The organism is Nocardia sp. NPDC019323 (genome assembly GCF_044389845.1).
In the GTDB taxonomy this organism is placed as follows: domain Bacteria; phylum Actinomycetota; class Actinomycetes; order Mycobacteriales; family Mycobacteriaceae; genus Nocardia; species Nocardia implantans.
Window position 1 is genome coordinate 287,660 of sequence record NZ_JBIRYN010000001.1, and the last position, 14,616, is coordinate 302,275.

10 protein-coding genes are annotated in these 14,616 nt (G+C 70.8%); 5 read left to right on the plus strand and 5 right to left on the minus strand.

Features of this window, described 5'->3' with window-relative positions:
• Positions 1-99: 99 nt before the first annotated feature.
• From ACH49X_RS01305 to ACH49X_RS01315, 3 genes are read left to right on the plus strand one after another with little or no spacing between them, the layout of a single operon-like run.
• Positions 100-1,740, plus strand: coding sequence for a TIGR02677 family protein (locus tag ACH49X_RS01305; protein ID WP_397069139.1), 1,641 nt, complete (start codon positions 100-102; stop codon positions 1,738-1,740).
• The gene (locus tag ACH49X_RS01310) at positions 1,740-3,155 is read left to right on the plus strand and encodes a TIGR02678 family protein (RefSeq protein ID WP_357105740.1); all 1,416 of its coding nucleotides are present in this window, start codon (positions 1,740-1,742) and stop codon (positions 3,153-3,155) included. Before ACH49X_RS01305 ends, ACH49X_RS01310 begins: the two co-directional genes overlap by 1 nt.
• Positions 3,156-3,158: 3 nt before the next feature.
• Positions 3,159-7,349, plus strand: a complete 4,191-nt coding sequence (locus tag ACH49X_RS01315) for a TIGR02680 family protein (RefSeq protein ID WP_195080072.1) — start codon at positions 3,159-3,161, stop codon at positions 7,347-7,349.
• A 164-nt stretch (positions 7,350-7,513) separates the two neighbouring features.
• Here ACH49X_RS01315 and ACH49X_RS01320 read toward each other — a convergent pair whose 3' ends face one another.
• The 3 genes from ACH49X_RS01320 to ACH49X_RS01330 form a co-directional block, all read right to left on the minus strand.
• Positions 7,514-8,038: a M15 family metallopeptidase gene (locus ACH49X_RS01320; RefSeq protein ID WP_195080073.1), complete on the minus strand. Its 525-nt coding sequence runs from the start codon at positions 8,036-8,038 to the stop codon at positions 7,514-7,516.
• Positions 8,039-8,950: 912 nt separating this feature from the next.
• Positions 8,951-9,415 (minus strand): hypothetical protein, encoded by a 465-nt coding sequence (locus tag ACH49X_RS01325; RefSeq protein ID WP_323123995.1) that lies wholly within the window; start codon positions 9,413-9,415, stop codon positions 8,951-8,953.
• A gap of 136 nt (positions 9,416-9,551) precedes the next feature.
• Entirely contained in the window at positions 9,552-11,228 is a 1,677-nt protein-coding gene (locus ACH49X_RS01330) for a fumarate hydratase (protein ID WP_195080074.1), read from the minus strand.
• Between the two features lie 274 nt (positions 11,229-11,502).
• Between ACH49X_RS01330 and ACH49X_RS01335 the strand changes: the two genes are divergently transcribed.
• Positions 11,503-11,973 (plus strand): MarR family winged helix-turn-helix transcriptional regulator, encoded by a 471-nt coding sequence (locus tag ACH49X_RS01335; RefSeq protein WP_195080075.1) that lies wholly within the window; start codon positions 11,503-11,505, stop codon positions 11,971-11,973.
• A 2-nt stretch (positions 11,974-11,975) separates the two neighbouring features.
• Here ACH49X_RS01335 and mftD read toward each other — a convergent pair whose 3' ends face one another.
• Entirely contained in the window at positions 11,976-13,199 is a 1,224-nt protein-coding gene (gene mftD / locus ACH49X_RS01340) for a pre-mycofactocin synthase MftD (protein ID WP_195080076.1), read from the minus strand.
• A complete protein-coding gene (gene mftE, locus ACH49X_RS01345) occupies positions 13,196-13,897 on the minus strand; it encodes a mycofactocin biosynthesis peptidyl-dipeptidase MftE (RefSeq protein WP_195080077.1) in 702 nt (233 codons plus the stop codon). Before mftE ends, mftD begins: the two co-directional genes overlap by 4 nt.
• Positions 13,898-13,961: 64 nt before the next feature.
• On the opposite strand from mftE, the gene mftR reads away from it, so the two are divergent.
• Positions 13,962-14,558, plus strand: a complete 597-nt coding sequence (gene mftR, locus ACH49X_RS01350) for a mycofactocin system transcriptional regulator (protein WP_195080078.1) — start codon at positions 13,962-13,964, stop codon at positions 14,556-14,558.
• The last annotated feature ends 58 nt before the right edge of the window (positions 14,559-14,616 follow it).

Genomic DNA, 14,616 nt, shown 5'->3' on the forward strand with positions numbered 1-14,616 from the left:
ACTCCGGAACGTCGTGCGGGTGGCGATCGGCCCGCTACTACCCTGTTCCCGGTGACCGACTCCGATGACGGCTGGGCCGACGCCCACTGGGACGACCGGCTGCGGCTGTTCTCCTTCGCCACCGCCGAGCGCCGCGCCGATTACCTCCGGGTGCTGCGCGCGTTCGACGGCGCGCGGGCGGCCTACGTGGTGCTGTTGCACGCCGACGACGTCGCGGAGTGGATCCAGCGCATCGGGAACACGCCGCACCCGGCCGAGCCGGTCGGCACAAACCAACCGGTCGCGAATACCGGGGTGGATTCGGCGCAGGCGCGTACCCGTCCACCCGAGGGCGAGCCGGAAACCGCTGCGCCGGACCCGTCCCCGGCGGCTGTCGGCCGGACCGCGGCGCCGCTGACCGCCGCGGAGATCGGCCCGCTGCTCGACCAGCTGCACCAGTGGGGCGTGCTGGAGCGCAGTTACGACGGAACCCGCGCCGCGACGCTGGCCGAATACCGCAATCGGCACTACGTGTACCAGTTCTCCCAGGCCGGTTTCCAGGCCTACCAGGCAGTCGCCGGGGTGCTCAGCGCCCGTCTCGACGAAGCATCGCTGTCGCGCTTGGTGCTGCCGGAGCTGCTGGCCGATCTGCACACTTTGGCCGAGGTCAACCGGGCGGGCGACGCCGAGCGCGTCTACCGCACGCTGCGCCGTCTCGACACCGCGCTGTCGGACCTGGCCGCGCGCGCCGCGCACTTCTATCTGGGACTCGGCGACCTGGTCCGCACCACGGAGATCACGCCGGAATCGTTTCTCGCGCACAAGGACGCGCTGCTGGCGCACATGCGGGAATTCAGCCTCGACCTGGCCCGGTTCACCCCCCGGCTGGCCGCGGCGATCGCCGAGATCGAGGAGACCGGCGTCGAGGACCTGATCGTCCGCGCGGCGCGCTGCGACGAGCGGGTGCTGCTGAGCGTCGAGGAACGCCGGTCGGATTGGCAGGCCAGGTGGGACGGACTGCGGACCTGGTTCGTGGCCTCCGGCGGCGGTGACCAGGCGGGGGCGACGGAAGCCGAACGGCTGCGCGAGGCCACCATGAGCGCCATCGCCGCGGTGCTGTCGTTGCTGCGGCGGGTCACCGAGACGCGCCGCGGCGGGGTCAGCCGGGAGTCGGCGCTGCGGCATCTGGCCGGCTGGTTCACCGCGGCGCCCACCGTGGACAGCGCCCACGCGCTGTTCGACGCGGTGTTCGGGCTCGGCAAACCGCGGCACCTGGCGATGGAGCACCCGGACGCCGACGTGATCCCGGCGATTCGATCCTGGTGGGACGCACCGCCGTTGGAGATCTCGCGCACGCTCGCCGAGACCGGGCGCCCGCCCTCGGCCGGGGCGCCCGCCCGTATCCACCGCAACGACGCGGGCATCCGGCGTCTGCGCGAGGCGCAGTTGGACGCGCAGCGGGCCCGCGCCGAGGCCGCCAGGTCGCTGGCCTCCGGCGACGTGCACGAACGTGTGCTCGACGACCGGGAGACCGAAGTGCTGCTGCGGCTGCTGGACGCCGCCTCGACCGCGTGGGTTCCGGTGCGGGGCCGGGTGGCGGGCACCACCGGTTCCGACAGCGGCGTCACCCTGACGGTGTCCGAGCACGACGGTCCGACCGTCGTGCGCACCACCCGCGGGCTGCTGCGATTGAACAACCGCTCGCTGAAGATCGAGCAGACGACCGGGGCACGGTCACGCCCGCACGGGGAGCGGCCCTGATGCACGCACGCACCATCGATGCGCTCACGCTGGACAATTATCAACGCGCCGCCCGGGTGATCCTGGCCAATCACCTGGTGACCCGCACCTATCCGGACCGGATCGCACTGCCGCTGATCCGCCGCTGGGCCACCGAGTTGCGCGAGGACCTGGCCGAATTGTTCGGCTACCGACTGGAAGTCACCGAGACCACCGCGCGGGTCTTCCCGGTCATCGACCGCTTGGACGCGGGCAGGCCCGCACGCACACCTGCCGAGCGAGTCTTCGACCGCCGCCGCTACGCCTACCTCGCCCTCGCGCTCGCCGCGCTGGGGCGCGCCGGGGATCAGATCACGCTGTCGGAGCTGGCCGATCAGGTCGCCGCCTACGCCAACCGGGTGGATGGACTGGAACTGGCCACCGACCGGGCCGCCGACCGCGACGCGTTCGTCGACGCGGTGGGCTGGCTGACCGTCCGCGGCGCGCTCAGCCTGGCCGACGGCGACGCGGGCGGCTGGGCCAGCGATCCGGAGGCGGGCGAGGCGCTCTACGACATCGACCGGCCGGTGGTCTTCGCGCTGTTCCGGCCGCCCCGCGCGCTGCAACATCTGCACGGTGTGCGCGGGTTGCTCACCGAAGAGCCCATGGTCGCCGGAGCTTCCGCGCACGCGACGACCACCGCCGAGATCGCGCGGCGGGTGCGCAGGGCGCTGGTCGAGCAGCCGGTGGTGTACGCCGACGATCTCGCGCCCGAGGAGCGTCCGGTGCTCGCTCAGGAGCGGGTAGTCGCGGAAGTCGAGCTGTTCACCGGGCTGCGCGCCGAACGCCGCGCGGAGGGCGTGGCGCTGATCGACACCTCGGGACGGCTGTCGGACGTCCGCTTTCCGGGGACCGGGACGCTCGCGCAGGTCGCCTTGCTGCTGGCCGGCGAGATCGCCGACCGCGTGCTCGACATCGATCACCCGGTGCCGCGCCGCCGCGCCGTCCCGGAGACGGATGCCGCGCTCGCCGGCCAGCTCGACGAAGCCATCCCCGAATCCACGCTGTTCGCGCCGCTCGCCGAGCCGGATTCGACCCGCTCCGAACCCGACCCGGCGACCGACGCCCCGGAGCAGCCGGATCCGGCTGTCGCATCCGGCTATCCCCTGATCGATCAGGCATGGCTGGACGAGACGGTGCGGGCGCTGGCCGATCGCTACGGCACGACCTTCGCCGCGCAATGGCAGGCCGACGTTGCGCGCCTCACCACCGAGGTGGTGGCGCTGCTGCAACGGCTGCGGCTGGTCCGGGTGGTCGAGGACGGACTGCTCGTGCTGCCCGCACTGGCCCGCTACCGTGGCGCGGTCGTCACCGTCCGCACCAAGCGGGCCGCGGAACTGTTCGTCACCGCGGCCGACACCTACGGGCCCGGCGGCGCCGGGACGGAAGGGAACTGACGAATGTCGCTCATTCACGGCGGAGTGCGGTTCACCCCGACCCGCGCCGGGATCGTCAACCTGTGGGACTACCGCGACCAGGAGTTCTGTTTCGCGGACGGCAGATTGGTGCTGCGCGGGCCGAACGGATCGGGCAAGACCAAGGCTCTGGAGGTGCTGTTCCCGTTCGTCCTGGACGGACGGATCGAGCCGCGCAGGCTGAACCCGTTCGCCGGCGAGGAACGCACGATGAAGTCGAACCTGCTCTACCGCAAGCAGGACTCGGCCTACTCCTATGTCTGGATGGAGTTCGCGCGCGGTCGCTGGGAGGATCCCGAGGCGGTCACCGTCGGCATCGGCATGCGCGCCACCCGATCCTCGGACAAGGTGACCCGCTGGTATTTCGTCGCCGACGGCCGGGTGGGGATCGACTTCTCCCTGATCGGCCCGGACGATCGCCCGTTCACCCGCAAGCAGTTGGCCGAGCAGATCGGCTCCGACTCGATCGTCGACCGGCCGGTGGACTATCGCAACGCGATCGACGCGCGCATGTTCGGCCTCGGAGCGCAACGCTACGACCAGCTGATCAATCTGATCCTCACGCTGCGCCGCCCGCAGCTGGCCAAGAACCTGGACCCGCGCGGCCTGTCGCAGGCGCTCACCGACGGCCTGCGCCCGCTCGACGAGCAATTGATCCTCGACGCCGCCCGCTCGTTCAGCGATATGGAGGAGGTCGGCCGCACCCTGGAGGGTCTCGTGCACGCCGACACGGCGACCAGGGCGTTCGTCGAGGTGTATCGCAAATACCTTGCGGTGCAAGCCAAGACGGACGTCGACCAGGTGCGGGCCCGGCTCGACGCGGTGACCCACGCGAGCACCGCGCTGTTCGCCGCCACAGCGCTGCGCGAGCGCAGGGAGACCGAGCGCGCCGCGGCGGAGGCGAGAGCCGAGGACGCCGACCGAGCCTACGAGCAGGCCATCGCCGATCGGGAGAACCTCCAACGTTCCAGCGCCTACGAGGGCAAACAGCAGCTCGAGGATCTCGCCGACGCGGTGCGACGGCTGGAGACCTCGGCCGGTGTGCACGCCGACAAGGCGCTCAAGTCCCGCCAGACCCTCGACCAGCGGACCCAGGAGGCCGAGCGCGCGCGCACCGCGCTGCGCACCGCCGCCGCCGCGCTCGCCCGCGGCGAGGACGACCTGCGCGCCGCCGCCGAGGAAGCGGGGATCGCGTGGACGCCGCTGCCGGAGTCGGCGCGGGCCGAGCAGCTCACCGCGGCGGTGCGCGGGCACGCCGAGGAGCGCGACGCCGACGTGCGCGCCGTGCGCAAGGCGGTGGGCGCGGTGGACACGGCCGCCGCCGAACGCACCAGGGCCGAGCGGCTGGCCGAGCGCGCGCGGGAACTGCGGGACGCCGCCGCGGCGGAGGTCGCCCACGCCGAAGCGGCGGTCGCCTTGGCCCGCTCCGAGGCGGCGGCCGCGTTGCGGGCTTGGTGGGACGAGCACCGCGCGATCTACACCCCCGTACGCACCGGACTGTTGGAAGCGCTGAATTCGGCGCTGGCCGAGGCCGGTTCGGATGCCCCCACGGTGGCCGAGGTGCTGGCCGAACGCACCGAACCCCTGCTCGAGGAGATCCGCACCCGCCGCCGAGAGGCTCGCGCGGCGGTGGCCGCGGCCACCGCGCGCATCGAGGAACTGACCGCCGAACTCGAGCGAGTCGCGGCCCGGCGGGACGACGCGCCGCCGGCCTTCGCGGGCCGCTGCGGCCGGACCGGTGACCGGCCCGGCGCGGCACTGTGGCGGCTGGTGCGCTTCGCCGAGGAGGTGCCACCCGAGACCGCGGCAGGCATCGAGGCCGCGTTGCAGGCCGCGAATCTGCTGGACGCCTGGGTCTGCCCGGAAGGCGAGCTGCCGCCGGACTACGAATCCGATCAGTTCCTGGTCCCGCTGCCCGAATCGGAACGCCCGACCGGTCGCACGCTCGCCGACGTACTGGTCGTGGAAGACGATTCGGACACGCTGGCGGTGCCACGGCAGGTCGTGGCCGGTGTGCTCGCTTCCATCGCTCTGCACGAGGGCGCGGGCGAGCCCAGCGGTGTGGTGGCGATCGGAGTGAACGGGGCGTTCCGGCAGGGCGTGCAGATCGGCCGCCACCGCAAGACCGACGCCGAGTTCATCGGCGCCACCGCGCGCGCCAGGCGCCGCGAGATCCGCTCGGCCGAGTTGACCGCGGCTGTGGCGGCCGCCGAGCAGGACCGCGCCGCCGCCGAACAGCAGGAGGCCGCCGCCGACGCCGAACTGGCCCGAATCTCCGCCGCCGCCAAGGCGCTCGCGCGCCCGACCGCGGTGACCGCCGCATTGCGCGCGGTGTCGGAGGCCGCGGGCGTGCTGCGATCGCGCGCGGAGGCCGCCACCCAGGCCGAGCGCGATCTCGACCAGGCGGTCGCGGAAGTGTCGGCCGCGGAGAAGAAACTGCGCGCGGCCGCCACCGCACACCGCACACCGCGCACCGCCAGGGAGATCGACGCGCTGGCCGCGGCCATCCGGCATTTCGAGAACACGGGCACGGGATTGCTGCGGCTGCGCGGCGACCACGAACGCGAACGGGAGCGCGAACGCGAGGCCGACGACCGCTTGACCGAGGCCGCCGACCTGGCCGAGGCGTTCGCGGAGGAGGCCGAGGCCGCGCGCACCGGATACGAGGAGCAGCTGCGCAAGCTCGAGACCCTGCGCGAGGCGCTCGGCGCGGGCGCCGCCGACATCGACCGGGAGTTGGAGCAGGCCCGGCAGCGGATCGAGGCGACCAAGGCCGAGCAGAAGGCCGCGCGCAAGGCCGCCAACCAGGCCATCGAGGCGGTCGGCGACGCCGAGGCCGCCTACCGCACCGCGCACGAGTCGCTGGCCACCGCGCTCACCGAGGTGCTGGCCGAGGTGCGAGCCCTCGCGCCGTACGCCCAGCCGGATCTGCTGACGCTGCTCGGCGCCCCCGCCGACGGACGCTGGCCGAGCAGCGACGCCGCGTGGTCGACGCCCGAGCAACTGCTGTACCGGATCGCGACGGCAGGGCCGGAGGCGACACCGGTGGTGCTGCCCGACGAAGTCGCCGCGCTGTTCGGCAACCTCAGCGCGGCCACCGCAGCGGTGCGCGCGAGCGAGGCGACCCGCAAGTCCACGCGCACAGCGGTGACGGCGGCGTTGCAGGAGTTCGACGCGGCGTTGGCCGGGTCGGGCCGCGACTACCGGCTGCAGTGGGACGCCGCCGACGGCTTGACCGTCGTCCAGGTGCACGACGAGCACGGGGTCTCCGCACTGGCCGACTTCGCCGCGCGCATCGACGCCGCGCGCCGCGATCAGGAACTGCTGCTCACCGACGCCGAGCGGCGCATCCTCGAAGACGCCCTGCTCACCGGCCTGGCCCAGCAGATCCACGAACGCACCAGCGACGCACGCGATCTCATCGCCAGGATGGGCGCGGAGATGAAGCAGCGGCGGATGTCGTCGGGCAACACCATCGGCGTGCACTGGGTGCTCGCCGACAGCCTGTCCGACGCGGCGCGGGCGATGTGCAAGCTGCTCGACCGGGATGCCTCGGCGCTGACGGCGGAGGATCTGGCGGCGATCCGTGCGCATTTCGCCGCCGAGATCAGGGCGGCACGGGCCGCGCACCCGGAGCGCTCCTACCCCGAGATCCTTGCCACGACCCTGGACTACCGCACCTGGCGGGTGTTCTCGTTCACCTTGATCTCCGCCGACGGCAGCGAGGACAAGCTCACCGTGGCCAGGCACAGCGCGCTGTCCGGCGGTGAGCAGTCGGTGTCGCTGCACCTGCCGCTGTTCGCCGCGGCGCACGTCATGCTCGATTCGGCCGATCCGCAGGCCCCGCGCCTGCTGGCGCTGGACGAGGCGTTCGCCGGTGTCGACGACAACGGCCGCAGCGAATTGCTCGGCCTGAGCGTGCAATTCGACCTCGACCTGTTCATGACCGGCTACGACCTGTGGATCACCTACCCGCATGTCCCGGCCTGCGCACACTACGACCTGGCGCACTCCGCGGCGGAGAACACCGTCAGCGCGACCCTGCTGGTGTGGGACAGCGGCGACCTGCTCGCCGAACACGACGGCACCGATCTGACCACCGCGCTCGGCTCCCCCGATCGCCGCAGGCTGCCCACCACGATCGAAGGCGCGCTGGAACTCACACCGGTGACCTAGCAGTTGTCTGGGGCGGGTAGCTCACCGGCACACTCCGGCACGTCGCGCCGGGCCGGGCCGTCATGGCGGCCTCATCGCCCCCACGGCTGGCCCAGCGGGAGCAGCGATCGGCGCGCTCGCATCCGCACCGGGCTGCCGATTGCGTTCTTACCGAACCGGCCCGGTCACCGCACGCTGGCGTCGGGCAGCATGGGCGGGCACGCTGTGCCAGGCACGGTTTGCAGTTCGAAGTGCCACCATTCGTTCTCGAACGATCGGCACAGCCCCCAGCGGTAGCCGTTCGCCTCGAGCCAGTTCGCGCCCTGCTGTGGACCGACGTCGATGGCGTCGCCGGACACGTGCGTGGACTCCTCCGGCGGCAGCACCCAGCGACGCGCGTTGTCCGGCCCGTAGGTCGCCACACCGTCCTCCCACAGCGCCTGCTGCTCGGCGGGCGTCCGGTATCCGGACGTGATGGACAGCGGCACTCCCTGCGCGTGCGCCTCGCGTTCGGCCAAGGTGTACGCCAGCGCCAGCGCGGGATCGAGCCCCTCCGTCCCGGTCGCCGAGCCGACCGACTCGCGCCGCTCGATGACGGTCGTATCGGCCCGCGCCTCCCCCGCCGAGATACCAGCCGTGATCAGCGCAGGAAGCGCCGCTACCGATAGTCCCACCGCGATCCGGCTCCGCCCAGCATTCCCAAGCACCATGCGCCGATGCTATCGCCTGCGATCACGTATGCCGGGTATGCCCCGATCCCACATGGGCGGCGGAGGTGTTCCTACGGTGTCGACGCATGACTTCACCGGTGACTCACACTGGTCGCACAAGTCGTCGCCGCACGTGTGCCCGGCTCGGCAACACGGACGCGCGGGACTGTCGAGTGAATGCGGCGATCGTGTCCTTCACGAGTCCGCGGCAGTGCGCGCCGAGGCCCTTCGGTTCGCCTTTGCTCCGATCACTCCCCCGCGTCCGGTGTCGAACGTCACCCCGTTGTCCACGCCCGAATCGGCGAACACCGATGGGCAGCGACGACAACGGGCCATGGCTTGCAGCGGGCGCGACGTCCACACGACAGCCGCTGCACCGATCGGCGCCATGTGGACAACCGCGAGCGAATTCCACAGAAAACTCCACAACTTGGGATAATGCCAATCTGATATGTCCGTTATGCCCTCAATTGCCCTTGGACAGCAAACATTTCGCTCTGCCTGGAACGAATGATGTCCACAATCTGTGCACGTGCTGTGGATCACAGCAACACACGGTCTGTCATCAATCCTGAATCAGCCGTCGATAAGCGGCTTTTGAGCGATTTGCGCCGGATCGAAGCTTGCCGACGCGATGAGATCGAATCGCCGCGAAGAGCTTTCGCGTAGCGATGCGTCCCTTTCGGTCTGTATGTCGTACCTTTCCGGGACTCGGCAAACGGACGCACTGCGCGAATCTCCCCCGCCCGCCGCACGGCGAACGATCCGAAGTCTCAGAACGCACTGCGGGCGGCCGGCGCTCGTGCCGCCAGCCGCCCGCAGGTGGGGTGGATCATCCACAGATGTCGGGAATTTCACATTCGCTCCCCAGTCATGTGAAGACCGGCCGCACCACACGGCACGGTCCTCCGATCACATCCCGGGCGGACCTCCCAGCGCGCTCGGACGCGGCCGAGGCGAGGTCATCGGTACGCCTGCTCGGCGAATCCACTCCGCCGCTTCCCTGTTCCGCGCGATTCGCTCCAGGATTTCCCCGTCGTGCGCCCGGGCGTACGCGAGCGCCACCCTGATCTTGCTCGCGTGCAGATCCGCCTTCGCGCTCAGCACGGCGATGCGGCGCTCCACCGGGCCGTCCAACTCCCGCAGGCGCGCAACGACTTCCCAGACCTCGGGACCGGCCGTCAGCGCGGCCCGCCGGTCGTGCAGCGGACCGCGGAAGACGATTCCGGGGTGGTCGAGCTGGTCGACGCCTTCCTGGATCAGGCGATCGAGCAACGCGGTACAGCTGGTTCCCTCGCGGGCAGCGCGATCGGCCAACCGGGAGGCGGCCGACTCGGTGATACACAACGCCGTCGGTACTGGTCTGGACGTGCTCATAGCTCTCCTCGACCTGCATCGGTGCCGGATCAACGATGTTCTCCGCTAAGCGTGCCCGCTGCGACGGCGCCGCCGCCCCGGTGATCGGGGTGACATCGTCATGTCCTGGCCTGCCGCGGCAGGCCAGGAGGCCGGCTCAGACGCGCTCTTTGGAGCGGGTGCGCACGCGCAGCGCGATCGGCTTCTGCGTTTCGGCAAAGAAGTCGTTGCCCTTGTCGTCGACGACGATGAACGCGGGGAAGTCCTCGACCTCGATCTTCCAGACGGCTTCCATGCCCAGTTCGGGGTACTCGAGCACCTCGACCGACTTGATGCAGTCCAGGGCCAGCCGGGCGGCGGGCCCGCCGATGGAACCGAGGTAGAAGCCGCCGTGCTCCTTGCACGCCTTGGTGACCTGCGCGGAGCGGTTGCCCTTGGCGAGCATGACGAACGAACCGCCCGCCGCCTGGAACTGGTCGACGTAGGAGTCCATCCGGCCCGCGGTGGTCGGCCCGAAGGAACCGGACGCGTAACCCTCCGGCGTCTTGGCCGGGCCCGCGTAGTAGACTGCCATGTCGCGCAGATAGTCCGGCATCGGCTCGCCCGCGTCCAGCCGCTCCTTGATCTTGGCGTGCGCGATGTCACGGGCGACGACCAGCGGACCGGTCAGCGAAAGCCTGGTCTTCACCGGGTATTTGGACAATTCGGCACGGATCTCGTCCATCGGCCGGTTCAGGTCGATGCGCACCACGTCGCCGCCGAGGATGGCGTCGGTCTGCTCGGGCAGGTACTGCGCGGGCTCGCGCTCGAGCTGCTCGAGGAACACGCCTTCGGCGGTGATCTTGGCCAGCGCCTGCCGGTCCGCCGAGCAGGACACGGCGATGGCCACCGGGCAGCTGGCGCCGTGCCGGGGCAGGCGCACGACCCGCACGTCGTGGCAGAAGTACTTGCCGCCGAACTGCGCGCCGATGCCGAAGGACTGGGTCAGCTTGAAGACCTCCTCCTCCAGTTCCAGATCGCGGAAGGCGTGCGCCGACAACGAGCCCTCGGTGGGCAGATTGTCCAGGTAGTGCGCGGAAGCGTATTTCGCCGTCTTCAAGGCGAACTCGGCGCTGGTGCCGCCGATGACGACCGCGAGGTGGTACGGCGGGCAGGCCGCGGTGCCGAGCGAGCGGATCTTCTCGTCCAAGAACTCCAGCATCCGCGTGGGATTCAAGATGGCCTTGGTCTCCTGGTACAGAAACGACTTGTTCGCCGAGCCGCCGCCCTTGGCCATGAACAGGAACTTGTAGGCGGGGTTGGCCGGATCGCCCGCGGTGGAGTACAGCTCGACCTGCGCGGGGAGGTTGGAGCCGGTGTTCTTCTCCTCCCACATGGTGATCGGCGCGAGCTGCGAGTACCGCAGATTCAGCTTGGTGTAGGCGTCGAACACGCCCCTGCTGATCCATTCCGCGTCGTCGGCGCCGGTCAGCACGCCCTCGGACTTCTTGCCCATCACGATCGCGGTGCCGGTGTCCTGGCACATCGGCAGGATGCCGCCCGCGGAGATGTTGACGTTCTTGAGCAGGTCGAGCGCGACGAAGCGGTCGTTGCCGCTGGACTCGGGATCGTCGATGATCTTGCGCAACTGGCCGAGATGCGCAGGACGCAGGAAGTGACTGATGTCGTGCATCGCCGTTTCGGTGAGCAGCCGCAGCGCCTCCGGTTCGACCTGCAGGAAGGTGCGCCCGTTGTGCTCGAACGCGCTGACGCCCTCGGTCGTGAGCAAACGGTAGGGGGTGTCGTCCGCGCCGATGGGCAGCAGGTCTGAATAACGGAACTCCGGCGCGGTCACCAGTCGCACTCCTTCGAACGGGCCCGAACACCGCGAACGGCCGGGCTGGTCACGAGCACAGCGAGCCTAGCCACCGGCGCGAACGCCCTACTGGTTAGGCAACCCTATCTCGGACAGTTGGCCAGCAAAGGTTGCACGTTCAACCCCGGTGATGCTACCTCTCGTCTGGTGAGAAAGCGCCCGGACGTCCGAGTCCGGCCGCGCGCGGACCGTTCCCGCGCCGCACCTCGCGGCGCGTGACGTTCCGGTACAAGTCGGAGTTTGGAGCGCTGTCGTGACCGATCCCCATTGGCTCGACGACGTCGAGATGCGCGCCTGGCTGGGCTTCGTGCGCACCCGCGACCTCATCGCCGCGGCGGTCGGGCGGGATTCCACCAGGGAGTCCAACCTCACCTACGTCGAATACTCGGTGCTGGCCTATCTGGCCGAGTCGCCGGACCACCGGCTGACCTTCGCCGACCTCGCGGCGAAGCTCGAGTGGTCGCAGAGCAGGCTGTCGCACCAGATCACCCGGATGGAGAAACGCGAACTGGTCGTGCGCGAACCCATCCCCGACGACGCCCGCCGCACCGCCGCCAAACTCACCCCGCGCGGCGCCGACGTGCTCACCGACGCCGCGCCCGCGCACGTGCAGAGCGTGCGCAGGCACATGATCGACATCCTCGATCGCCAGCAGCTGGCCGCCTTGGCCGACATCTACGACACCTTGCTGGCGCACCACCGGCGCGCGGCGGCCGAGCACTGAACTCAGGCGTGCGTGGCCGTGTGATCGACGGGATCGCTTGCCGCGGCGGCGTTTTCGGGCAACCCGAGCGCTCGCTCGAAGCCCGGTGGCACCACCACGTCCGAACGGTCCAGGTCGGTGACGCGCGTCTTACGCAGGCCGAGCAGCGCAGAATCTATGCCGCCGCGCAGGATGTCGAGCACGTTCTCCACACCCGCCTGCCCGTTCGCGGCCAGGCCCCACAGATAGGCGCGCCCGATCAGCACCGCGCGCGCACCCAGCGCCACGGCTTTCACCACGTCGCTGCCGCGCCGGATGCCGCCGTCGAGCAACACCTCGACCTGCGAGCCCACCGCGTCCGCCAGCACCGGCAACGCCCGGATCGCGGCCGGCGTGCCGTCGAGATTGTTGCCGCCATGGTTGGACACCGAGATCGCCGCCACGCCCGCGTCCACCGCCCGCAGCGCGTCGTCGACCCGCATCACGCCCTTGAGCAGCACCGGCCCTTCCCACTGCTCGCAGATCCAGCGCACGTCCGCCCAATCCGGCGCCGGCGTGCCCATCCATTCGCCGTAGGCGCCGAAGAAGCCGGGTGCGGGTGCGTCGCCGATGGCCATGTTGGGCGCGGTCAGATCCGGGATGCTGCCCGACCGCACATAGGTCGCCAGCCAGCGGGGACGCGCCAGGGTCTGCGGGGCGAACTTCAGCATCGTGCGCAGATCCAGCTTCTCCGGGATGACCGGGCTGCCCCAGTCCCGCCCGTGCGAGAAGGACCAGTCCAGCGTCAGGATCAGCCCGACCGCGCCCGCCCGCTTCGCCCGGTCCATTCGCCGCAGGATCTCGTCCTTGCCGCCGCACCAGTACAACTGGAAGAACGTCGCCGGGTTGGCCGCGATCACCTCTTCGATCGGCTTGCTGGCGAACGAGCTCAGGCCCATCGCGATGCCCCGCGCCGCGGCCGCGCGGGCGACGGCGACCTCGCCGTCGGGATGCACCGCCTGCACACCCGTCGGCGAGATCAGCACCGGCATCGAAAGCTGCTGTCCCAGTACCGTCGTGGACTGGTCGCGCTCTCCGATCGGACCCGCCACGTGCGGCGCGAAACCCAGTTCGGTGAAGGCCCGCTGATTGTCCTCGATGGTCTGGCCGCGCTCGGAGCCCGCGATCAGCGCGCCGTACACCGACTTCGGCAGGCGCTTCTTCGCCCGCCGCTGCGCTTCGGCGACGGTCTCGAACCACGGATTCATGTTCCGGTCCTTTCCGGGGAGTTCTCCGGCCACCACAGCCGGGTTCGGTCGAGCAGGTCGGCGCTCAGGTGATCGAGCAGGGCGGCGCCCTCGGCGGCGGTCGCGCCGGCCGGGTCGCCGAGCACGCCGTTGGCGCTGACCGCGCGCACCCCGCCGCTGCGCAACAGCGGCAGCAGTTCGGCCAGCGGACGGGTGTCCCCGGCCGCGGCGCGGTCACCGCGCACGCGCTCCGGCGCGAGGGCCAGTTGCAGCGCCGTCTCCGACCGGCCCGCGTGCGGGTCGCCGTCGAAGCGCGGCAGGTACAGGCGCACGTCGCGGGATTCGGCGCGCAGCAGATCCGTCGCCCGCCGCAGCGGTTCGATGTTGCCGCCGTGCCAGTTGACCAGCAGGATCCGTTCGAAGGTCTCGGTCGCCGAGCGGCACAGCTCGACCACCAGCAGTTCCAGCGCCGCCTGCCCGATCGACAGCGTGCCGGGAAAACCCGCGTGCTCGCCGCTGGCGCCGTACGGGATCGCCGGTGCGACGAGCACGTCCGCGCGCGCCGCGGCCAGCCGGGCGCACAACGCCGCGGCCACGTCGGTGTCGGTGGACAGCGGCAGATGCGGGCCGTGCTGCTCGGTCGCGCCGACCGCGACGGCCAGGATCGCACCCGCTTCGGCGCGCGCGCCCGCGTCGGGCCAGGTGAGATCCGTCAACATGCGGCGACATTATCGTCAGTCACTGACAAAATCAAGAGTCGCGGCGGCCGAGCACAATCGAACAATGCTGGAGAACCGGGCCACGCGCGGCCGCCCACGCGGCACGACCAAACGCGAACTCGAACTGATCGCCATGCGACTGTTCAGCGAGCAGGGCTTCGACGAGACCACCGTCGAGCAGATCGCCGCCGCGGCGGGCATCAGCGGACGCACCTTCTTCCGGTACTTCCCCACCAAGGCGGAGGTGCTGTGGGCGCAGTTCGACGACGAGGTCGCCGCGCTGCGCGCCGCGTTCGCGACCGTCCCCGACGACGTTCCGATGATGACCGCGGTGCGCCGAGTCGTGGTGGAGGCCAACAAGTATCGCGCCGAGGACGTGCCGGAATTGCGCACCCGCATGCAGCTGGTGGCGACCGTTCCCGCGCTGGCCGCCACCGCGGGCGCGCACTACGACGCCTGGGAGCGCGCCGTGAGCGCGTTCGCGGCGGGCCGGCTCGGCGAACCGGAGGACGGGCTCATCCCGCTCGCGGTCGGCCGGACCACGCTTGCGGCGGCGCGCGCCGCGTTCGACGCCTGGCTGGCCCGCGCGGACGCGGACCTCACGGTGTATTTGGAGGAGGCGCTCGCAGCGCTGGAACGCGGGTTCGCTACGGTGCCGTGAGGTATTCCCGCACTCGAACTTCAGGCGAACAACCGGCAGGTTTCGGCGGCGAGTCGGG

Coding starts and splice junctions, on each gene's coding strand:
- mftR (WP_195080078.1), top strand. CDS start 13,962: ATGCTGGAGAACCGGGCCACGCGCGGCCGCCCACGCGGCACGACCAAA.
- ACH49X_RS01315 (WP_195080072.1), top strand. CDS start 3,159: ATGTCGCTCATTCACGGCGGAGTGCGGTTCACCCCGACCCGCGCCGGG.
- mftD (WP_195080076.1), bottom strand. CDS start 13,199: ATGAATCCGTGGTTCGAGACCGTCGCCGAAGCGCAGCGGCGGGCGAAG.
- ACH49X_RS01325 (WP_323123995.1), bottom strand. CDS start 9,415: ATGAGCACGTCCAGACCAGTACCGACGGCGTTGTGTATCACCGAGTCG.
- mftE (WP_195080077.1), bottom strand. CDS start 13,897: ATGTTGACGGATCTCACCTGGCCCGACGCGGGCGCGCGCGCCGAAGCG.
- ACH49X_RS01310 (WP_357105740.1), top strand. CDS start 1,740: ATGCACGCACGCACCATCGATGCGCTCACGCTGGACAATTATCAACGC.
- ACH49X_RS01320 (WP_195080073.1), bottom strand. CDS start 8,038: ATGGTGCTTGGGAATGCTGGGCGGAGCCGGATCGCGGTGGGACTATCG.